Source organism: Lutibacter holmesii, assembly GCF_042679665.1.
Taxonomy (GTDB): Bacteria; Bacteroidota; Bacteroidia; order Flavobacteriales; family Flavobacteriaceae; genus Lutibacter; species Lutibacter holmesii.
In genome coordinates this window covers 45,161-66,997 of sequence record NZ_JBHTMV010000006.1, presented here as the reverse complement: position 1 = coordinate 66,997, position 21,837 = coordinate 45,161, and the positions used below count along the sequence as shown (strand labels likewise).

Sequence of the window (21,837 nt, the reverse complement as noted above, 5' to 3'; positions counted from 1 at the left end):
AAATAGTGCTTATTACTAACAATTAGTACAATTACTTATGGAAGAGAACAAAAACAATGAACAACCACAAATCAATCCAGATTTAAACAATCCAACTCCGGTTAGTGATGCTAAATTTATTTTTGCAAGCATCAAAAAGTTTTTATTTGAATTATTAGATATTCGTTTAGACACCGATAAGAAAGGTACCATTGAAGACATTAAAGGAAACATTTCAATGAAAGGTCATACGGCTTGGGTATTGGTCTTTTCCATCTTAATAGCATCAATTGGTTTAAACGTAAGTTCAACAGCTGTTGTAATTGGAGCAATGCTTATTTCACCTTTAATGGGACCAATTCTTGGAATTGGATTATCTATTGGTATAAATGATATAGACACGTTAAAACGTTCTTTAATAAACTTAGGAGTTATGATTGGCTTAAGTTTGGTCACATCATTCACATTCTTTTTAATACCTCTTTTTAGAGCTGAAACTCCAGAACTTTTAGCAAGAACCGCACCTGATGTTCGTGATGTATTTATTGCCATTGCAGGTGGATTGGCTTTAATTATAGCAATTAGCAGACGAAGCAAACAAACAAATACAATTGCAGGTGTAGCCATTGCAACTGCATTAATGCCACCACTATGTACCGCTGGTTATGGTTTAGCAACTTGGAATTTAGCCTATTTTGGTGGTGCAATGTTTTTATTTACAATCAATACCATATTTATTGCCTTGGCAACATTTGTAATTGTAAAGTTTTTAAAATTTCCAATGGTAAAATATATCAATTCTGCCAAGAGAAAACGTATTGCAAGTATGGCTTCTATTGTTGCCATCATTATATTTACGGCTAGTATTTATATGTTCTTTAATTTATTTAAACAAAATCAATTTAACCAATCTGCACAACAACTTATCAACGATATAAAAAGTAATGGAATTAGTATTATAGATGAAAACTCTAAAAATATAGATTACAAAAACAACTCTATTAAAATATTTGTTTATGGAAATAAACTTACAAAAAATGAAATAGCACGTTGGAAATCAAGGCTAAATGAATATGGACTTACAGATACTAAATTACTTTTTCACCAAGGTGTAGATGATTCAGACCTTAGAAATGAGGTGAAAAATTTAACCGATTTATATTCGCAAAACCAACGTTTGATTACTTCTAGAGATGAAACGATTAAAGAAAAAGAAGAGAAAATTAAATTATTAGAGTCTGAAATTTCAAAATATTTTGATAATGAAATACCTTTTATCCAAATAAGTGAAGAGGCTCAAATAAATTATACGGGCCTAGCAGGTATAAGTTTTGCAAAAGAAATTTCAACCAATTTTAAAAAAATAGATACCATTGCTGTTTTTAAAACAACTTGGTATGATTCTATTCCAAATAAAGAGCAACAGGAAATTCAATTAAAAAAATGGTTGAAAACTCGATTAAAATTAGACACCTTAATTGTTACTAAAAATCAATAATTACTCCAACTTTAGGAAGTCTTGTACCCGAAGTATTTTCAACTTCCTCTAACAAATATTTTGTATCATCTGTTGGGTCAATTATATAATTTCCATCGGCATCAGTTTGCGGAATTAAAAATGATTGCTGCTCGGTTTCAGCGCCTAAAACGTTTTGAACATCTACATATAAATTCAAGGCAAAATGTTTCCAATACCACGTTTTATCTATTCTTATATCTAACTGATTGTACACATCAAAACGCAACGTATTTAATTGATTGTAATCTAAAATACCACTATTATTCACATTGTAGTTTTCAATATTTGCTGAAGCGTCATAATCATAAGGTGTAAATGGTTGCCCGCCTACCAATCTAAACTTAGCACCTAACTCCCAATTTTTAGCAAACTTTTTTCCTCCTGTTGCCGTTAGTAAATTTCTATTATCCCAACTTGAAGGAATAAACATATTATTTTTATCCTTAAACTCACTTCTCACAAAAGTATACGATAAAATTCCATACAATCCGCTATATGATTTCTTTTGTAAAAACACTTCAAAACCATAAGCTATTCCTTCAGAAATAGACAAAACTTCCTCATTTCCTACAACACCAAAATCAGCACCTAAATTGGCTAAACTAATTTGATTTTTAACCGAAAATGGGTATTTATCATAGCCTTTATAAAAACCTTCTACGGTAATTTTTGAACTTGTATTTGGCTTAAATTCAAGTCCGGCAACCACATGATTTGCAGTAATATATTCCAAAACATTTTCTTTATTTACTAACATTCCAGCAGCATCTCTATACCCCATAATTGTATATGAAGGCATTTGATTGTAAATACCTGCGGAAGCGTTTACAGCCCATTTTTGATTGAATGCATACGCAACAGAAAGCCTTGGAGAAAACTGCTTAAACAAATTCTTCATTTCATCATTATAGTCAACACCATCAAAACGAACTCCAAAGGAAACGTTTAATTTTGAATTGAAATAAGCTTTTGATATTTGTCCAAATACACCGTATTTAAACATGGATAGGTTTGATGAAAAATCAATAATTTCTACACCTGAAGAAGTTGCATTTTTTTGATAAGTTGCATTGTAATATTCAACCTGCTCTAACCCTACTCCAAAATTCAACTTAATATTATTTTTTAAAGTTGAAGTATTTTCGTAACGTATTTTATTTTCAGTTTCTCTTGAAGCGTAATTCAACAATAAATCTTCCTGATTTCCAGTATTATTCTCATACTTATCAGCAACATTATCCCATTGATTTCTGCTAACCACTAATTGTTGCGTAGCATTTTCACCATAATGTTTATATGATAATCCAACAGTATAATTCCATTGATTTTGAACTGGAATATTATTTAAAATATAATCGTTTCTTTTTAAATCATCCTCATCAGTTACACCATCATTTACATCTTCATTCAATTTAAAAGTATCAATAGCGCCAAGCCCAATAAAAGAAATTTCATTTTTGGCATCTAATTTATGCTTTACGTTGAACTGGAAATCTGTATAAGTTGGTAAAAAAGGCAACTTCAACAATTTAAAAAGTCCGCTTAAATACGATTGGCGCGCAGAAGCTATAAATGTAGTTTTTTTACCCAAATATCCATCTGCAGTAATTCCTGCATCAGAAGTTCCTAAGGTAGCTCTAACATTAATCCGCTCTGGATCTCCTTCTTTCATACTAAACTCAATAATAGAACTCAACGCGTTCCCTCTATTCGCACTAAAGGAGCTCGAATAAAAATCTGCTTTCCTTATCAAATCGGCATTTATAATACCAACCGGACCACCTGTTGAACCTTGAGTTTGAAAATGATTTATTACAGGCACTTCAACACCATCTAGATAAAATTTATTTTCTGAAGGCGAACCACCACGAATAATTATATCATTTCTAAAACCAGGATTTGAAGCTACGCCAGGAAAAGACTGTATTACTTTTAACACATCTCTATCTCCTCCAGGATTTTTTTCAATTTCTGAAATCCCTAAAGATTGATATGAAATAGGGTTTTCTACTGGTTTTTTAAAAAGTTTACTTTGAATAACTACTTCATCTAACTGTTCATTATCAACTTTCAATTCAAATAATATATAGGGTGATTTTTCAATAGTAACCAAATAATCATCAGAAATCTGTGTTTCATAACCAATAAATGAAGCTTGAAGTTTTATATATCCTAACGGAGAATTATTCAAAATAAACACTCCTTTTTCATCTGAAGTTACTCCAACAGTAGTTCCTAAAACCAATACATTTACAAATGGTATAACCTCTCTAGTTTGAGCATCAATAACTTTACCTCTAATAACTCCTGTATCTTGTGCGTTTGCAATTGCAAGAAACAACACACACACTAAAAAACAATAATTTCTTTTCATAATAAATTGAATTTTAGGCAAAGATATAAATTTTGTTTAACTTTATTTACTTTTAGTTAAACATTTTAAACTTAGAACTAAAAAAAGCCTTAAATGAAATCATTTAAGGCTCGTGGTGAGAGAAGGATTCGAACCTTCGAAGCTTGCGCAGCAGATTTACAGTCTGCCCTCGTTGGCCACTTGAGTATCTCACCAAAGTTAAAAAACTAAAAAACTTCCCTTTATATGAGAAGCTTTTGTGACCTGGCTGGGGCTCGAACCCAGGACCACCTCCTTAAAAGGGAGGTGCTCTACCAACTGAGCTACCAGGTCATTGTTTTGCTTTTTAGCGGCTGCAAAGATATTGTTTTTTTTGATATAAACAAACAACTTTAAAAATTTGTTTCATTTAAATATGCTTCTCTAACTTTCTTAAATAAATTTGAAGAATACACAAAATCTACAATAACCTCATTTTCAGTTTTAAACATCTCAATATTGCTTCCTTCCCAAGCTTTTATACCATTCTTTAAAAAAATAATTTTTTTTCCAATTTCCATGACAGAATTCATATCATGTGAATTAATTACTGTTGTAATTTGATATTCTGTAGTAATTTCTTGAATTAAATTATCAATCACAGTAGCAGTAACCGGGTCTAAACCTGAGTTTGGTTCATCACAAAAAAGGTATTTTGGATTCATTACAATGGCTCTTGCAATGGCAACTCTTTTTTGCATTCCACCAGATAATTGTGCAGGGTACTTTTTATTAGAATCGTATAAATTTACCCTGTGTAAAACAAAATTCACGCGTTTTAACATTTCATCAAAAGTGTCGTTTGTAAACATTTTTAACGGAAACATCACATTTTCTTCCACTGTTAAAGAATCGTACAAAGCACCTCCTTGAAAAACCATTCCAATTTCTCTACGTAATTGACGGTGTTCTTTAATATTTAAATTTGAATGTATTCTACCATCAAATGAAATTGTTCCTTCTTCAGGCATATGCAATCCCAACAAACACTTTAAAAAAACCGTTTTACCAGAACCACTAGTTCCAATAATCATATTTGTTTCTCCCTTTTCAAATGTTGCTGAAACTCCTTTCAAAATAGGAATATCATTAAAACTTTTATGTAATCCTTTAACTTCTATCATTTATCCTAAAAGCATTTGTGTTAAAAAATAATTCAATAAAATAATTACAATACTTGTCCAAACCACTGCTTGTGTACTTGCTCTTCCTACTTCTAAAGATCCTCCTTTTACGTAATAGCCGTGATAAGACGGAATAGTAGCGATAACAAAAGCAAAAATCATTGTTTTTATTAATGCGTATTGCACAAAATATGGGTTAAATTCAAGTTGAATTCCATAAATATAATCTTCGGTAAAAAACATATCGGTAATAGAACCTGCAATATATCCACCATAAATTCCTAAAAACATTGCCAATAAAATCAATAATGGGTAAAAAAACAACACCGCAATAATTTTAGGTAAAACCAAATAGTTTAAAGAATTTATTCCCATAACTTCTAAGGCATCAATTTGTTCAGTTACTCGCATAGTACCAATGCTAGAAGTGATATACGAACCCACTTTACCCGCTAAAATAACAGACATAAATGTTGGTGCAAACTCTAAAATTACAGAACGTTTAGTGGCAAAACCAATCAAATATCTTGGTATAAAAGGGCTTTCAACACTTAACGCAGTTTGTATAGCTACAACACCTCCAACAAAAAAGGAAATAAACATAACAATGCCAAGTGATTTTAAACCTAAATCTTCAATTTCTCGAAACAACGTTTCTTTAAACACCTTCCATTTTTGAGGTTTTTTAAAAACTTGTTTAAGCATTAAAAAATATTTGCCAACGTGTTCAACGTAATTCATTTACTTTCTTTTTTGCTAAAATATCAAATTAATATGATGATTAAAGTTTTTGTAACATAAAATTGATTCTCTCATTTAAAAAAAAGAGTATTTTTGACGCACCTTCAAAACCTTAAAAATTACATTATGAAGAAATTATTCTCGTTTATTTTAATTAGTTTCATGTTAATTCAATGTGGATCTGCTAATACAAAAAGTCACAAAACAATTACGCAAAAAAATACTTCGGTAGCACAGCAAATAGACTCACTTAAAAGACCAAAATTAATAGTAGGAATTATTGTAGACCAAATGCGCTACGATTATTTAATTAAGTTTTACCATAAATATGGTGAAGGCGGCTTTAAGCGTTTAATGAGTAGTGGATATAATTTACAAAATGTACATTTCAATTACATACCAACATACACTGCCGTTGGACATACTTCTATTTATACAGGAACAACACCAACAAACCACGGAATTATAGGAAACAATTGGTATGAAAAGTTCGAAAAAAAATATATTTATTGTGTAGATGACGCCTCTTATAACACTGTTGGAACAAACGAAGGTGGACAAAAATCACCTTATAGAATGCTAACTACAACAATAACTGACCAATTGAAATTGGCTCAAAACATGAAGGGGAAAACTATTGGAATTTCAATTAAAGATAGATCGGCTATTTTACCTGCTGGTCATACTGCAAACGCAGCTTATTGGTTTAAAGGAGGTGACGACGGAAAGTTTATTTCAAGTACATTTTATATGGACACTTTACCAACTTGGGTAAATGACTTCAATAATTCTGGCGTAGCAAATGCTTATTTAGAAAAAACTTGGGATACTTATTACAACATAGAAAGCTATACTGAAACTATTAGTGATGCTAATAATTTTGAAAGACCTTTTAATGGAAAAGAAAGCCCATCATTTCCATATGACTTGTCTGAATTAAGAAAAGAAAATGGGAATTATGATTTATTAAAAGCTGTTGCTTTTGGTAATGATTTCACAACAGATTTTGCCAAAGCTACAATTATTGGTGAGAATTTAGGAAAATCAGAATTCACAGATTTTTTAGCAGTTAGCTACTCAAGTACAGATTATGTTGGTCATCAATTTGGTGTAGATTCAAAAGAAGTTGAAGATTCTTATATTAGATTAGACAAAAATCTTGAAGATTTTATTCTTTTTTTAGATGAAAAAGTTGGAAAAGGAAATTACAGTTTATTTTTAACTGCCGATCACGCTGCGGTTCAAGTTCCTTCTTATTTACAAACATTAAAAATTCCTGGTGGTTATTTTGATAAAGACAAATTTAAAGCCTTTGTTAATAAACAAACACAAACTTATTTCAATTCAACAGAATTAATTGAAAACATTTCTAACAATCAAATATTTTTAAATAAAGAAAAAATTAAAGCACTGAATTTAGATATTTTAAAAGTTGAGCAAGTGTTGGTTGATGAATTAATCAATTTTAGTAAGGTATACAAATCAGTAAGCGCACATACTATGCAAGCAACCTCATTTAATTCAGGTATTTTACAAACGCTTCAAAATGGCTACAATCAAAAAAGGTCTGGTGATATTTTATTTGTTCCAAACCCTACAACCATAAGTTATTCAAAAGTAGGAAGCACGCACGGTTCAGGTTATAGTTATGACACACACGTACCTTTAATTTTTTATGGTGAAGGATTTAAAAAAGGTAGTTCAAATACCTATTATCCAATTATTGATATTGCACCAACATTAGCAAGCTTGCTAAAAATTGAACAGCCAAACGGCACTACAGGAAAAACAATTACGGAAGTATTGAAATAAAAAAAAGACCTCAATTGAGGTCTTTTTTTTTAATTTTATTTGAAAACAATTAGTATTTATATACAATTGCATTGATATTCATACCCGCTCCTACTGAAGCAAAAATCACAACATCACCTTCATTAATATCTTGATTTTCCATTTGACCATGCTTAACCATATCAAATAAAGTAGGCACAGTTGCAACAGAACTATTTCCTAATTTATAAATACTCATAGGCATAACTCCTTCAGGAACTTTCGTTTTATATAAACGGAAAAAGCGTCTAACAATTTGCTCATCCATTTTTTCATTCGCTTGATGAATAAAAATCTTTTTTACGTCTGCTATATCAACACCACTTTTATCAAGTGCTGTTTTCATTGCTAAAGGAACATTTGTTAAGCTATATTCATAAATTTTACGCCCTAACATTTTTATGTAATGTATGTTAGAATCTACATCTTCTTTAAAAGATTCTCCTGAATATAAATAATAACATTCATCTAAAACATCTGATCTTGTTGCGTGACTTAAAATACCTGCATCCACTCCTCCTTCTTTAGCTTCAACAATACAAGCTCCGGCTCCATCAGCAAAAATCATAGAGTCTCTATCATATTTATCAACTACTCTAGAAAGTGTTTCAGTACCAATCACCAAACATTTTTTAGCAATTCCAGCTTTTATAAATGCCTCGGCTTGAATAACACCTTGAACCCAACCTGGACAACCAAATAAAATATCATAAGCTACACAATTAGGGTTTTTAATTCCTAACCTGTATTTAACTCTAGAAGCTAAACTTGGCAAAACGTCTATTTGATTTGATCCTCTTTTTACGTCTCCAAAATTATGTGCAACTATAATATAATCTAAATCTTCTTTATCAATATTAGCGTCTTTAATTGCTTTTTCAGAAGCAAAAAAACCTAAATCCGATGAATTTAAATCATCAGTTGCATATCGTCTTTCTTCAATCCCTGTGATTGCTTTAAATTTTTCAATAATAACATCATTTTCTTGTTCAAATGGCGTACCATCTTCATTTAGAAAAGTTTCGTTTAAAAAGTCATTATTTGTTTTAATAACGGAAGGAATATAACTTCCTGTACCGGTAATTTTTGAGTGTACATTCATTATCTAAAAAGTAAGGTACAAAGGTAAAAATATTTTAATTATTTAGCTCAAAAACTTTAATTTTCATTACGGTGGCTATCGAGAGTGCTCTTGTCTTTATTTGGCGAGAATTTTCACCTTCAAAAAGCGCATCAACAGACTCGTTAAAACTTGATAACCAACGATTAAAGTGTTCCCCGCTAAACGGTTTTAGTTTTTGCATTTCTATATGTGGCTGCATCGCATTTTTACGATACCCACCAGAAAAAAAGATAATATTATCCCAGAAATCTACAAGCACTTGTAAATGCTCTTCTAAATGGTCTGGATCTTTAAAATCTTCAAAAAAATGAATCATTAATTCATCACTTAATAACTTTTTATAAAAAAGACTTACAAGAGCATAAATATCGTCTCTTCCTTCTATATCTTTTTTCATAATTAGTTATTATAAAAATGATTTATCAAAAGCAATTGGAAGTAAATCTAATATTGAATTTGTTTTAATAACCTTTCCTATTTCACCCATAAAATAAGATTCAATTGCATCTTTTTGTTTAATTTCATATTCAAAAAGTGTTTGTCTACAAGCTCCACAAGGAGCAACTGGCTCACTTGTAATTTGAGATGAAGAACTACCTGAAATGGCTAAGGAAATTATTTTTTCGTTTGGGAAATTAGAAGCTGCTTTCCAAATTGCAACTCTTTCAGCGCACATCCCAGATGGATATGCTGCATTTTCTTGATTATTCCCGGTTACTATGCTCCCATTTTCTAACAATAAAGCAGCTCCAACTTTAAATTTTGAATAAGGCGCATATGCAGTAGCTTTTGCTTCAATTGCTTTTTCCATTAATAATTTAACCTGTTTCGGCAATTCATTAATTGATTCAAAAATTGTAATTTCTGTTTTTATTGCTATTTTTTTCATTAAATGGCTTTAATATATTTCAAATATTTCACCAAAATCAAATGCTAAAGCAAATCGTAAGGTGTTTTCTAAAGGGTTATTCAAATCAGAAGTATTGAATAAATAAGACATATCAATTTTTGCACTTTTAAATTTAAATCCAGCTCCAACTGTTAAAAATTGTCTTGCTCCTTTCATATCACTTTCATGAAAATAACCAGCTCTTAATCCAAAAGAATCATCGTACATATACTCAGCACCTAAAGAGTAAGTGATTTCTTGCATTTCTTCTTCAAATCCACCCGGAGCATCAGCAAAAGAAACAAACATTCCGCTAAAAAAACCAATATCTTCTTGCACATATGGAGCTTCTCCATCGTCATATACAGAAACACTAGGTGTTGGAACTAACAATTTATTTAATTCAGCGTTTATAGTAATTTTATTATAACTATCTAAAACAAAATCAAATCCACCACCAATTTTTAGATTGGTAGGCATAAAATTTTCTTCACTGTCATTAGAATAAGAAACCTTAGGTCCAATATTAGAAATATTAAAACCTGCTCTCCAAACTCCATTAAAACCGCCATAATTTTTCTCGTCAGATTGATAAAACCCAGAAATATCAACTGTGAATGTATTCACAGGATTAATTGTTGAGTTTGCTGATTCTATTCCCAAATCTGAACGTACATATCTTAAACCTACTCCCATCGAATATGTTTCACTTAATTTTATAGAATAGGATCCGTCTAATGAAAATTCGTTTAATTTTTCAGTCCCTGCAGGTTGTCCAATATCATCAGTTAAATCTATTTGACCTAAATTAAAATATTTTAAGCTTGCCCCCCAAGAACTTCTTTCATTAATTCTATTTGCAAAAGTAATTCCTCCTAAAAAGACATCATTCGTTAATTCCTTTAACCAAGGTGTATAATAAACCCCTACTGAAAATTCAGAAGGAGCAAAAGCTAATTTTGAAGGATTCCAATGTTGAGAAAAAGCATCTGCTGAAGTTGCTGCACCTAAATCTCCTAATCCACCGGCTCTAGCATCTGGAGCTATCAGTAAAAATGGAGCTGCTGTAGTTATTGGGTTAGGCTGATCTTGCGCATGAATTGTTGTAAACGCAACTAAAACTGTTAGGGTTAAAAGAATAATTTTCTTCATTTATTTCAATTTATTTTACTCAACAAATATCTTATTATTATTGAAGTATTACTAATTTTTCTGTTTTTTCTGTAAATGAACTACAATTTACGACTATTTAATCCTTATTAAACGCTTTTAAACATTTTAATAACATCTAAAAAAGTTGTTTTTTCAACCAAAACACCCTTAAAATAGTCTCAAAAATATAGCAAATTGTTACAAACGTAATAATAATAATCATTAATTATAAAAAATAAACGTTGATACATCCTGTTTATTGTTACAAATTTGTACAATAAATAACAGTTTATTTAATTACACTTTCGCAAATATTCACAACTTTTTAGTGGCAACTGAACAATTATCTCAATTATCACAGGTAATTTAATAAAGATTTACTCAAAAAAAACTTTAAAAATCAACCTCATTTTCCAGTAAAAATTAATTTTTAAACTTTACAAGAAACATAAAAATTTAAATAAATCTTCTTTTCTAATTAACACCTAAAAACAACAGCAAACAAGCATTGCAAAATTCAATTTAAAAAACAACAAAGTAACACCCAAAACCAAAACAACATCAAACAACTAAATATCAATAACTTATAACAATAAAGTCGATTATAAAATTATAAAACTCAATACATTTTATATTCAAAAAAATAGATAGATTGTTTTAAAATTACACTAAACACACTGAATAAAGTATGATATTTTAATATAAGTGCTAAACTCATATAATAAAGGTTAAATACATACGTTAAAGCAAAACAGATATAATTTATTTTATTAAATTTATTTCTTGCGAAAAAATTTATTTAATGTAAATTGCAGAACATGAAAAACCCTATTAAGTTAAAAATGAATATGAGAAATTTATCTAATGTTACTAAACTTTTTTTATTAGCATTTATATCGCTTGTAGTTGTTAGTTGCCACAATAGAAATCCGCGTAACAACAAATCACTTACAGGTTGGAGTTCAAAAGACAAAGAAAAAGCTGGGTTCACTGCTGATTCGGAATATAAAGGACAAGAAGCTCCTCCGGGAATGGTTTTAATTGAAGGAGGAACTTTTACAATGGGACAAGTTCAAGACGATGTTATGTTTGATTGGAATACAACTCCTGTAAAACAACAAGTACGTTCATTTTATTTAGATGAAGCAGAAGTAACAAACTCTGAGTATTTGTTTTATTTAGAATGGATGGAAAAAGTATTTCCACCAAACGATCCAAATTATAAAAACATATACCAATCTACAGTACCAGATACTTTGGTTTGGAGAGATGTATTAGGTTTTAACGAATTACTTACGGAAAATTATTTAAGACACCCATCGTATGCAGACTATCCTGTGGTTGGTGTAAGCTGGTTACAAGCCACACAATATTGTAAATGGAGAAGTGATCGTGTAAACGAGAAAATTTTAATGGATAAAGGTGTATTAAATTCTATCTATGAAATGGATTCTCTTGTTATTAGAGGTAGAAATAATTATAATACAGACACATATTTAACAAACCCAGAATTATTGTTTGAAGGAGATTCAACTATTTACAACTATGATAAAGATGGTAAAGTAAAACAAGTTAAAGTTTCTGATGGTATTTTATCACCTAAATTTAGACTTCCTACTGAAGTTGAGTGGGAATTTGCTGCAAAGGCAACTGTTGAAAACAGAGAATACAATGATATTAGAGGAAGAAAAAAATATGCTTGGGATGGTAAATACACACGTAATAAAGATAGTAAATACCAAGGAGACCAGTTAGCTAACTTTAAACAAAGTAAAGGTGATTATAGCGGTGTTCCAGGATGGAGTAATGATGGAGCCGACATAACAATTCAAGTAAAATCATACAATCCAAACGCATTTGGACTCTATGATATGTCTGGAAATGTTGCAGAATGGGTTGCAGATGTTTACAGACCAATTATTGATAATGACGCCAACGATTTTAATTATTTTAGAGGAAACATATTCACTAAAAAATATATTGACGCTGAAGGTAAAGTTGTAATAGTTGATGATACTTCAATTGAATTTGATACTTTAGATAACGGACAATTAATGCCAAAGGCAATGCCTGGAAGTGTAAAATATGTTCCAATTACAAAAAGAGATGCTTATATGCGTAATAATTACGAAAAAGCATTTAATGTTGACGCCAGAGATGGAGACTTGGCTTCTACAAAATCTTATGAAAAAGAAGAAGATGAACTAGACACCAAACCAAGAATGTATAATTCTCCTGTTAAACCAAGAGAAATTGGAGAAAGCGGTTTAATTAAACAACAATACGACAAAGAAGTTAGAAGTACTTTAATTAGTAATGAAACTCGTGTTTATAAAGGAGGATCTTGGAAAGACAGAGCGTATTGGCTTGACCCTGCTCATCGTCGTTATTTACCGCAATATATGTCTACCAATTTCATTGGGTTCCGTTGCGCTACAGATAGAGTTGGTTCCATGAATTATAAACGTAGAAAACCTACTACCACTAAAATTAGATATTAAAATTCTTAATAAATATTTAAAACCTCACTGAATTTCAGTGAGGTTTTTTTTATCTTTATTTTATGAAAATTGAAAACTTATACCAATTATTTACCAATAATTTTTTGGTAGATACTGACACAAGAAAAATTAGGAAAGGAAGTCTATTTTTTGCTTTAAAAGGAGATAATTTTAATGGTAATAAATTTGCTAAAGAAGCCCTAAAAAGCGGAGCCGATTATGCTATTATAGATGAAAAAGAATTCTATATTTCTGATAAAACCATATTGGTTGACAATGTATTAAGTACGCTTCAAGAATTAGCCAATTTTCATAGAAAACAACTAAATATTCCAATTATTGCGCTTACAGGCAGTAATGGAAAAACAACTACCAAAGAGTTAATAAACGCTGTACTTTCAACAACATATAAAACTACAGCAACTATTGGAAACCTAAATAATCACATTGGTGTACCGCTAACATTGTTAAAAATGAATAGTGAAACCGAAATTGGAATTGTTGAAATGGGTGCCAATCATTTGAAAGAAATTGAATTGCTTTGTGCAATAGCAGCACCTAATTTTGGATACATTACCAACTTTGGAAAAGCACATTTAGAAGGCTTTGGAAGTATGGAAGGAGTTGTAAAAGGAAAATCTGAGCTTTATGATTTTTTAAGAAAAACAAATGGTAAAGCTTTTATTAATGAAGACGATGAAAAACAATTAATTCAAGCAGAAGGAATTGAACAAATTATGTTTAACAATAATTCTATTAAATTTAGCAGTGCAAATCCTTTAGTTACAGTTACATACAAAAACACACAAATTAAGAGTCAATTAATAGGCAAATACAATTACAAAAATATTTCTGCAGCCATTGCAATTGGAGCTTTTTTTAATGTTTCAACTGATGCTATAAAAAATGCAATTGAAAATTATATTCCTTCAAATAACCGATCACAAATTATTTTAAAAAACACAAATAAAATTGTTTTAGACGCTTACAATGCAAATCCTAGCAGTATGCAAGCCGCTTTAGAAAACTTTAATCAGTTAAAAGAAAATCCAAAAATTGTAATTTTAGGAGATATGTTCGAATTGGGTGAAAGCAGTGAAATTGAACATCAAAAAATTGCTGAATTAGCAACGAACTCAGATTTTGAGAAAGTGTATTTAATAGGAAAAGCATTTTCTACCACCAGTGTAAAAAATGCTTTTAGTTTTGAGAATTTTGAATCGTTTCAAAATTCTAATATTTTTAGATCAATAAAAAATAGTACGGTTCTAATTAAAGGTTCACGCGGAATGGCTTTAGAAAGAATTTTAGACCTCTTCTAATTTTAATTTTTCTCTGTGGTAATCAATCAAACCATCAATTGGTCTTCTTACAACTTTACCAAGTACAATTTTATAATAATTAGCTACATCTTCAATTATATCTTTACCAAAAAAGGCAATAGATCCAACAAAGTGAACTGGTACTTCTTCGCATTCTTTATACGTTAAAATTCTATTTTCAAAAAATTCAACAATTCCTTTTCTCAGTACTTTATTGTAATAAGCTGTACGCTCATTTCTTAATAAAAACTCTGCAAAGGTTGCTAAGTAAGTATTAGGATTGTCTTCTTTGTAAATATTTCTTTTAATAGTGTCTGCATCAACATTAAATTGCTCTTCAAAAAGCGCAGCCACTTTTTTAGGCATTTTATTGTAATAGTAATCTCTTAATAACTTTTTACCAAAATAATTACCACTTGCTTCATCCATTAAAATATAACCTAATGATGGAATTCTAACATCAACTTTTTCGCCGTCAAAATAACAACTATTTGAACCTGTACCTAAAATACAAACAATTCCTGGTTTAGATGTTACTGCGTAAGCTGCGGCATAAGTATCTTCTTTTACCTCAACTTTAGCATTTATGAAGAATGATTCAAATAGCGACTTTAAAAGAGCTGTAGGTTTTTCAGTACCGCAACCGGCACCATAAAAATACACTTCAGTTATCTTTTCTTTGTAAGTATTAAACTCAGCATTCTCACTAATTCGATTTTTCATCAAATCAGTTGAAAAAACAGCTGGGTTTAAACCTCCTGTTCTTGTTTTAAGCACAACTTCACCTGACGTATCAAGTAAAATCCAGTCTGCTTTGGTAGAACCGCCATCAGCTATTAAAATCATCTTTAGGTGTTTTTTTAAAAATAAAAATCTAACCTTAAATCAGTTAAAAAAACATAAATTCAAGGTTAGATTTATAATAATATATAATTATTTTACTTCAGCAATAAGTGTAGCTAAATCAACTAATTTAGAAGAATAACCATACTCATTATCATACCAAGATACGATTTTTACGAAGTTGTCATTTAATCCAATTGAAGCATTTGCATCAAAAGTACTTGTTTTTGGCTCAGATACGAAATCTTGAGAAACTACACCTTCTTCAGTATAACCTAAAACACCAGCTAATTCATTTTCAGAAGCATCTTTAATTGCAGCTTTTACTTCTTCAAAAGAAGCACCTTTTTCTAAACGACAAGTTAAATCAACAACAGATACATCAACAGTTGGTACTCTAAATGCCATGCCTGTTAATTTTCCGTTTAATTCTGGAATTACTTTTCCTACTGCTTTTGCAGCTCCTGTAGATGCAGGTACAATGTTATTTAAAGAAGCACGACCTAAACGGAAATCTTTTTTAGATGGACCATCAACTGTAAATTGAGTTGCAGTTGCAGCGTGAACAGTTGTCATTAATCCTTCAACAATACCAAACTTGTCATTTAACACTTTAGCGATTGGTGCTAAACAGTTAGTAGTGCAAGATGCATTAGATACAATTGTATCAGCAGCAGTAACTTTATCACTATTTACACCCATTACAAACATTGGTGCATCAGCAGATGGTGCAGAAATTGCAACTTTTTTAGCTCCAGCAGTAATATGTTTTCCAGCTCCTTCTAAGTTTGTAAAGATACCTGTACAGTCTAATACAACCTCAGCTCCTACAGCATCCCATTTTAAATCTTCTGGATTACGCTCTGCAGTAATTCTAATTGATTTTCCGTTAACAACTAAGTTACCATCTTTTACATCAATAGTTCCGTCAAATTGACCGTGAACTGAATCATACTTCAATAAGTAAGCTAAGTGCTCTACAGCTAATAAATCATTAATTCCTACGATTTCAATATTTGGTCTTGCTACAGCTACTCTAAAAGCTATTCTACCAATTCTACCAAATCCGTTAATTCCAATTTTAATTGTTCCCATTTTTTTAATCTTAATTTTTATTATTCAATTTTATACTGAAGTTATTTCAGCCACTCTTAGTAATTCTTTATCTATTTCGTTGTTTAATTTAATGGCTTTGTTTAATCCTGTTAAAACAATTTCATTGTTTATTACACCAACCATTACACCAGAAACTCTGTCTAACAAGCACTCTACTGCTGCAACACCTAATCTACTGGCTAATACTCTATCAAAACAACTTGGTGTTCCCCCTCTTTGCATATGTCCTAATACAGAAACTCTAATGTCATAGGCAGGATATTTTTCTTTGATATAATCTCCAAGCTCAAAAACGCTTTTTCCTATTTTTTTACCTTCTGTAACAACTACAATACTAGATGTTTTTCCTTTATCTCTACCATTTTTCAATGATTCTTCTAATTTATCTAAACCTATATCCTTTTCAGGAATTAAGACTTCTTCAGCTCCAGAACCTATACCGGCATTTAAGGCTATAAAACCAGCATCGCGCCCCATTACTTCAATAAAAAACAATCTATTATGTGAACCTGCTGTATCACGAATTTTATCAATTACTTCTACAACAGTATTTAAAGCGGTATCATATCCTATGGTATAATCTGTTCCATAAATATCATTGTCAATTGTTCCAGGAATACCAACTACAGGAAAATTAAATTCTTGTATAAATTTTAATCCTCCAGTAAATGTTCCATCACCACCAACAACAACTAAAGCATTTACACCCGCATCAACTAGGTTTTTATGTGCTTTGGCTCTTCCTTCAACAGTTTTAAATTCCATTGATCGGGCAGATTTTAAAATAGTACCACCTTTATTAATGATGTTACTTACGTGACGTCCAGATAACGCTTCAAAATCACCTTCAATCAATCCTTCATAACCACGGTATACACCAACACATTCAATTCTATAATATGTACAAGCTCTAACTACAGATCGTACAGCCGCATTCATTCCTGGAGCATCTCCTCCAGATGTTAATAATGCTATCTTTTTAATTGGTTCATTCATTCTTTAAAAATATTGTCCAAAATTACTTTTTAATCCATTTTCCTCCTACAATTCTAGCCTTTATTCACTAAAACGATTTCGGTATAATTTTCTTTTTAAAAAGCGTTTTTTCAGTCATTTAAACAACTTTCATTTGAAAAACCGAAAACAAAATTACGCAAATTAACTGGTACTTAAAAATTCTATAGTTACACACCAAAAAACCGCATAATTTATCTCTATTTAAAACGCAAAAACTCCCTAAAAACAGGGAGTTTTTGTTTGTTTTTTTAACTAAAATTTATTGCTGTAACTTAAAAATAAATGATGATAAAGTATCTAATTCCATATGAATTGTTCCAATTCCATTTTTTACAACTAGCGGTAATGAGACTTTGTCATACAGTTGGTCTTTAACTGTATAAGTTCCATCAATAAGTTCCCATTTTTTAATAATTTCTGAAGGAATTTGTAGATCTAAATCATAATTCACTAAATCATCAAAATTAGAAATAATTAATAGCTTTTCATTTTTAGACCAACGTACGAACGAAAATATTTTTCGTGTATAATTATCTACATGAGTTCTGTTATAATGATGTATTTCAGCATACTCACCCATTAATGCTTCACTATTTATTGTGAAGTTTAACAAACGTTTGTAAAATTCTCTTAACTCTTTTTCACTTTCGGTTGATTGTCCACCATCAAACTTTTTACCATTCATCCAACGTTGATGAGTTGGAACGCCAACATAATCGAATATTGAAGTTCTTGTTGGTGATCCAAATCCGGCATTTTCAGCTCCAGGCTCCCCAACTTCTTGTCCAAAATAAATCATTGTTGGTGAAGTACTAATTGTTGCTGAAACTACCATTGCTGGTTTTCCTTTTTCTGCTGAACCTGCAAAATCTGGACTTGCAATACGTTGTTCGTCATGGTTTTCCAAAAAATGCAACATATTATGTTCAATATCTGCTTTATAATCTTGAATTCCTGTAATATGATCTGTCCATCCGTGACCTTGCATAATGTGTTTAATTGTATCATACAAAGCAACTTTATCATACAAATAATCCATTTTACCTTTTCTAATATAATCTCTATATAAATCTGGATTATACACTTCAGCCATTAAAAACGAGTTTGGATTTACCATTTTAATAGCAGCATTCATATAACTCCAAAATTCAACCGGAACCATTTCGGCCATATCATATCTAAAACCATCAACTCCTTTTGCTGTCCAATACAAAGCAATATCTCTAAATTTTATCCAAGAACTAGGTACCGTTTTGTCTTTCCAAAATTCAAAATGAGCTTTATAATCTTCTTTGTCAAATCCTTCTGGTAAAGTTGCAAAATCTTTTCTTCCGTCAGGGCTCACGCCATAATTAATTTTAACTGTTTCGTACCAATCATTTACGTGCGGTTGTGATAAACGTGATCCATTACCTGTCCATTTTGCAGGGTTTTCATCAAATTTACTATCTGACAAAGCACTTTTTTCTCCACCTAAAGGCAAATATCCATGTTCCCAATTTGGTACTTGAAAAACTTCACCTGGATTGTAATAAAAATTATTATTCACATGGTATTGCACCGTTTTATCATCAGTAGCTCCAAAATCTTCAACACCTTCAGGGTTTGTTATTCCTTCATAATTTCTAGCAACGTGATTTGGAACAATATCAATAATCACCTTCATTCCAGCTTTATGAGTTCTTTCAATTAAAGCTTCAAACTCTTCTAACCTTTTAGCTGGATCAATTGCTAAATCAGGGTTTACATTGTAATAATCTTTTACGGCATAAGGAGAACCCGCTCTTCCTTTTACAATATCAGGATCATCATTTGAAATTCCGTACGCTGTATAATCTCTAATTACATCATGATGTGGTACGCCTGTATACCAAATATAAGTAACTCCTAAATCTTTTATTTCTTGAAGCGCTTTCTCCGTAAAATCGTTGAACTTTCCTACGCCATTTTCTTCAATTGTTCCCCAAGGTTTATTGGTTGTATTTGTATTTCCAAACAACCTTGTAAAAACCTGATAAACTACTTCTTTATGTTTTTTTTGATCTTTCATAGTCTCTTTCGTTACTTTTTCATCTTGATTACAAGCAGCAAAAATAAGGAATAGCACTCCAATACTTAAAATAATTTTTGTTTTCATATTGTTATTAATTTAGATGAAGTTATTATCTAATTTTTAGTGTGGATTTTTTGCCTACACAGAAATTACTAAACACACTTATTTTTTAATTAAACTTACAGCAAAACCACCTCCTTCGGCTAATTGAAATACTACTTTTGAAGTATTTGTAATTTCTAACTTTCTAATGTTTAAACTTGTTGGGTTTTTATCCCAATGTGCATTTTCTCCATCTTCATAAATAACTGCGTTATACACAACATCCTTATCTAAAAAGCTAAAGTCAATTTCTAATGTTCTAGCATTTTCATCAGTAATTCCACCAACAAACCAATTTTCTGAAGTTCTTTCTTTTCTTGCAATAGTTACAAAATCACCAATTTCACCATTTAAAACCTTGGTTTGTTGCCAATTTACACCTACATCTTTTATAAATTGTAAAGCTGGATTTCCTTCATAATTCTCAATTAAATCTGCAGCCATTTGCACCGGACTATAAATAACCACATACAATGCCAATTGTTGAGCAATTGTAGTATTTACCTGGTTTTCTTTTTTCCATTGATTAAATTTAATATCAAATATACCAGGCGTATAATCAATTGGGCCAGCTAACATTCTTGTAAAAGCTACAATTGGCAAATGCTCTGGCGGGTTACCTCCATCGCTTGCCCAAGCGTTAAACTCTTGACCACGCAAACCTTCTCTTGAAATGGTATTTGGATATGTTCTACGCAGTCCTGTTGCTTTAATAGGTTCGTGCGCATTAATAGCAACTTCATACTCTGCAGCTTTAATTACCGTGTTGTTATATTGATTTACCATATATTGACCGTGATGATATTCTCCCTTTGGAAGTATTTTACCAACATAACCCGTTTTTACAGCATGAATACCTAAACTTTGCATAAGTGCAAAAGCAGTATCCTGCTGTTTTTCGTAAGTTTCAGTTGCGGCTGAAGTTTCATGATGCATTATAATTTCTACTCCTTTTTCTTTTCCATATCTTACCACCTCTTTTAAATTGTAGTCTGAATACGGCGTTACAAAATCAAAAACACCTTCTCTATCATCAAAACCAATCCAATGTTCCCAACCTGTATTCCAACCTTCAACCAACACCGCTCCAATATTATTTTTTGCTGAAAAATCTATAAATTCTTTCGCATTTTTAGTAGTTGCACCGTGCATACCAGAAGCCATATCCCAAGAAGATTTCCCTAAATGCATTTCCCACCAAATACCTGTATATTTTGTAGGTTTAAACCAAGAAATATCACCTAATTTATTTGGTTCATTTAAATTTACAATTAGTTTAGACTCTATTAACCCTCCTGCTGTTTCTGCAATTTGAATAGTTCTCCAAGGTGTATGAAAAGGAGCTTTTTGCGCAACTTTATAATCTGTATTATCTGATCCAACCAAAACACTTGACATTGATAAATTTTCCGTATCTACTTTTAAAGTCATACCTGAATAATTTACCAAACTGGCTTCGTGAAAGCTTAAATGTAAACCTCCAGCAGTTCTCATTGTTACGGGTGTATTTACAGCGTTATTTGGAATTGAAGTTTGTGCTAAATTCTCATGATTTGCAAATTGCAATGCATTTATTTCTGAAAATTTTGTTGTGTTGTACAAATGCTCGTAAATATCCCAATCTCCCGGAATCCACCAAACTTTATGATCTCCGGTTAAATTAAATTGTGTTTGCTCTTCTGTTATAAAAACTTCCGCTAAATTTTCGTGTTCTGGAAATTCATACCTAAAACCTAAACCATCATTATAAACTTTAAACACAATGTTTAGTTTTCTTTTTAATGCCGATGTTTCTTGCAATTCAATTTTTAATTGATTGTATTTATTTTCTACTTCTTTTTGCTCTCCCCAAGGCATTTCCCAAGTTTCATCAACACTTAAAATCTCAGTATTTACAATCTCAAAACCTGAAATTAATGCAGCCTGATTTTTTAAATTAAAACCTAATGTAGACGCTTTAATAACGTTATTAGTTTTATAAAAAACTTTATATGTTGGCGCTCCTTTTTCTGAAAGTAAAAATTCAACTTCAATATTTTTATCTGGAGAAGAAATAGTTGATTTTTTTTCTTCGGAACAAGAAGAAAAGAAAACACTGATTAATACAATACTTAATTTAAGAAATTTCATATTT

Annotated in this window: 16 protein-coding genes and 2 tRNA genes; 4 read left to right on the top strand and 14 right to left on the bottom strand. The window is 30.9% G+C overall.

What is annotated here, in order from left to right; all coding sequences use genetic code 11:
• The first annotated feature begins 37 nt into the window (after positions 1-37).
• A complete protein-coding gene (locus ACFQ5N_RS11960; protein WP_386809806.1) occupies positions 38-1,477 on the top strand; it encodes a DUF389 domain-containing protein in 1,440 nt (479 codons plus the stop codon).
• Here the strand turns inward: ACFQ5N_RS11960 and ACFQ5N_RS11955 are convergent.
• The 5 genes from ACFQ5N_RS11955 to ACFQ5N_RS11935 form a co-directional block, all read right to left on the bottom strand.
• Entirely contained in the window at positions 1,464-3,872 is a 2,409-nt protein-coding gene (locus ACFQ5N_RS11955; RefSeq protein ID WP_386809804.1) for a TonB-dependent receptor, read from the bottom strand. The two genes, ACFQ5N_RS11960 and ACFQ5N_RS11955, sit on opposite strands and share 14 nt — an antisense overlap.
• A gap of 113 nt (positions 3,873-3,985) precedes the next feature.
• Positions 3,986-4,066: transfer RNA gene (locus ACFQ5N_RS11950), tRNA-Tyr, on the bottom strand.
• A gap of 45 nt (positions 4,067-4,111) precedes the next feature.
• Positions 4,112-4,184 (bottom strand) — tRNA-Lys (locus ACFQ5N_RS11945).
• A gap of 59 nt (positions 4,185-4,243) precedes the next feature.
• Positions 4,244-5,014, bottom strand: coding sequence for an ABC transporter ATP-binding protein (locus ACFQ5N_RS11940; protein ID WP_386809802.1), 771 nt, complete (start codon positions 5,012-5,014; stop codon positions 4,244-4,246).
• Positions 5,015-5,755 (bottom strand): MlaE family ABC transporter permease, encoded by a 741-nt coding sequence (locus ACFQ5N_RS11935; RefSeq protein ID WP_386809800.1) that lies wholly within the window; start codon positions 5,753-5,755, stop codon positions 5,015-5,017. It lies immediately after the preceding gene.
• A gap of 126 nt (positions 5,756-5,881) precedes the next feature.
• Between ACFQ5N_RS11935 and pafA the strand changes: the two genes are divergently transcribed.
• Positions 5,882-7,567 carry an alkaline phosphatase PafA gene (gene pafA / locus ACFQ5N_RS11930; RefSeq protein ID WP_386809798.1) on the top strand — a complete coding sequence of 562 codons (1,686 nt, stop codon included), beginning with the start codon at positions 5,882-5,884 and terminating at the stop codon, positions 7,565-7,567.
• 49 nt (positions 7,568-7,616) lie between these two features.
• Here pafA and ACFQ5N_RS11925 read toward each other — a convergent pair whose 3' ends face one another.
• Genes ACFQ5N_RS11925 through porV form a run of 4 tightly spaced genes read right to left on the bottom strand, consistent with a single transcriptional unit; the run spans position 7,617 to position 10,749 of the window.
• A complete protein-coding gene (locus ACFQ5N_RS11925) occupies positions 7,617-8,687 on the bottom strand; it encodes a 3-oxoacyl-ACP synthase III family protein (protein ID WP_386809796.1) in 1,071 nt (356 codons plus the stop codon).
• Between the two features lie 34 nt (positions 8,688-8,721).
• On the bottom strand, positions 8,722-9,105 hold the full coding sequence (locus ACFQ5N_RS11920; RefSeq protein ID WP_386809794.1) for a group III truncated hemoglobin: 384 nt from the start codon (positions 9,103-9,105) through the stop codon (positions 8,722-8,724).
• A 9-nt stretch (positions 9,106-9,114) separates the two neighbouring features.
• Entirely contained in the window at positions 9,115-9,597 is a 483-nt protein-coding gene (cdd, locus tag ACFQ5N_RS11915; protein WP_386809792.1) for a cytidine deaminase, read from the bottom strand.
• Positions 9,598-9,606: 9 nt separating this feature from the next.
• Entirely contained in the window at positions 9,607-10,749 is a 1,143-nt protein-coding gene (porV, locus tag ACFQ5N_RS11910; RefSeq protein WP_386809790.1) for a type IX secretion system outer membrane channel protein PorV, read from the bottom strand.
• A gap of 818 nt (positions 10,750-11,567) precedes the next feature.
• On the opposite strand from porV, the gene gldJ reads away from it, so the two are divergent.
• Together gldJ and ACFQ5N_RS11900 are read left to right on the top strand one after the other, a co-directional pair.
• Positions 11,568-13,250 (top strand): gliding motility lipoprotein GldJ, encoded by a 1,683-nt coding sequence (gldJ, locus tag ACFQ5N_RS11905; RefSeq protein WP_386809789.1) that lies wholly within the window; start codon positions 11,568-11,570, stop codon positions 13,248-13,250.
• A 62-nt stretch (positions 13,251-13,312) separates the two neighbouring features.
• A complete protein-coding gene (locus ACFQ5N_RS11900) occupies positions 13,313-14,572 on the top strand; it encodes a UDP-N-acetylmuramoyl-tripeptide--D-alanyl-D-alanine ligase (protein ID WP_386809788.1) in 1,260 nt (419 codons plus the stop codon).
• Here ACFQ5N_RS11900 and ACFQ5N_RS11895 read toward each other — a convergent pair.
• The 5 genes from ACFQ5N_RS11895 to ACFQ5N_RS11875 all read right to left on the bottom strand — a co-directional run bounded on the left by ACFQ5N_RS11895 (position 14,558) and on the right by ACFQ5N_RS11875 (position 21,833).
• Positions 14,558-15,418 carry an N-acetylglucosamine kinase gene (locus tag ACFQ5N_RS11895; RefSeq protein WP_386809786.1) on the bottom strand — a complete coding sequence of 287 codons (861 nt, stop codon included), beginning with the start codon at positions 15,416-15,418 and terminating at the stop codon, positions 14,558-14,560. The genes ACFQ5N_RS11900 and ACFQ5N_RS11895 overlap by 15 nt on opposite strands.
• 87 nt (positions 15,419-15,505) lie before the next feature.
• Positions 15,506-16,510 carry a type I glyceraldehyde-3-phosphate dehydrogenase gene (gap, locus tag ACFQ5N_RS11890; protein WP_386809784.1) on the bottom strand — a complete coding sequence of 335 codons (1,005 nt, stop codon included), beginning with the start codon at positions 16,508-16,510 and terminating at the stop codon, positions 15,506-15,508.
• 30 nt (positions 16,511-16,540) lie between these two features.
• Positions 16,541-17,527: a 6-phosphofructokinase gene (gene pfkA, locus ACFQ5N_RS11885; RefSeq protein ID WP_386809783.1), complete on the bottom strand. Its 987-nt coding sequence runs from the start codon at positions 17,525-17,527 to the stop codon at positions 16,541-16,543.
• 280 nt (positions 17,528-17,807) lie between these two features.
• Complete coding sequence (locus ACFQ5N_RS11880; RefSeq protein WP_386809782.1) at positions 17,808-19,685, bottom strand: alpha-amylase family protein; 1,878 nt, start codon at positions 19,683-19,685, stop codon at positions 17,808-17,810.
• A 78-nt stretch (positions 19,686-19,763) separates the two neighbouring features.
• On the bottom strand, positions 19,764-21,833 hold the full coding sequence (locus tag ACFQ5N_RS11875) for a glycoside hydrolase family 97 protein (RefSeq protein ID WP_386809781.1): 2,070 nt from the start codon (positions 21,831-21,833) through the stop codon (positions 19,764-19,766).
• Positions 21,834-21,837 lie beyond the last annotated feature (4 nt).

Coding starts and splice junctions, on each gene's coding strand:
- ACFQ5N_RS11960 (WP_386809806.1), top strand. CDS start 38: ATGGAAGAGAACAAAAACAATGAACAACCACAAATCAATCCAGATTTA.
- ACFQ5N_RS11955 (WP_386809804.1), bottom strand. CDS start 3,872: ATGAAAAGAAATTATTGTTTTTTAGTGTGTGTGTTGTTTCTTGCAATT.
- ACFQ5N_RS11940 (WP_386809802.1), bottom strand. CDS start 5,014: ATGATAGAAGTTAAAGGATTACATAAAAGTTTTAATGATATTCCTATT.
- ACFQ5N_RS11935 (WP_386809800.1), bottom strand. CDS start 5,755: ATGAATTACGTTGAACACGTTGGCAAATATTTTTTAATGCTTAAACAA.
- pafA (WP_386809798.1), top strand. CDS start 5,882: ATGAAGAAATTATTCTCGTTTATTTTAATTAGTTTCATGTTAATTCAA.
- ACFQ5N_RS11925 (WP_386809796.1), bottom strand. CDS start 8,687: ATGAATGTACACTCAAAAATTACCGGTACAGGAAGTTATATTCCTTCC.
- ACFQ5N_RS11920 (WP_386809794.1), bottom strand. CDS start 9,105: ATGAAAAAAGATATAGAAGGAAGAGACGATATTTATGCTCTTGTAAGT.
- cdd (WP_386809792.1), bottom strand. CDS start 9,597: ATGAAAAAAATAGCAATAAAAACAGAAATTACAATTTTTGAATCAATT.
- porV (WP_386809790.1), bottom strand. CDS start 10,749: ATGAAGAAAATTATTCTTTTAACCCTAACAGTTTTAGTTGCGTTTACA.
- gldJ (WP_386809789.1), top strand. CDS start 11,568: ATGAAAAACCCTATTAAGTTAAAAATGAATATGAGAAATTTATCTAAT.
- ACFQ5N_RS11900 (WP_386809788.1), top strand. CDS start 13,313: ATGAAAATTGAAAACTTATACCAATTATTTACCAATAATTTTTTGGTA.
- ACFQ5N_RS11895 (WP_386809786.1), bottom strand. CDS start 15,418: ATGATTTTAATAGCTGATGGCGGTTCTACCAAAGCAGACTGGATTTTA.
- gap (WP_386809784.1), bottom strand. CDS start 16,510: ATGGGAACAATTAAAATTGGAATTAACGGATTTGGTAGAATTGGTAGA.
- pfkA (WP_386809783.1), bottom strand. CDS start 17,527: ATGAATGAACCAATTAAAAAGATAGCATTATTAACATCTGGAGGAGAT.
- ACFQ5N_RS11880 (WP_386809782.1), bottom strand. CDS start 19,685: ATGAAAACAAAAATTATTTTAAGTATTGGAGTGCTATTCCTTATTTTT.
- ACFQ5N_RS11875 (WP_386809781.1), bottom strand. CDS start 21,833: ATGAAATTTCTTAAATTAAGTATTGTATTAATCAGTGTTTTCTTTTCT.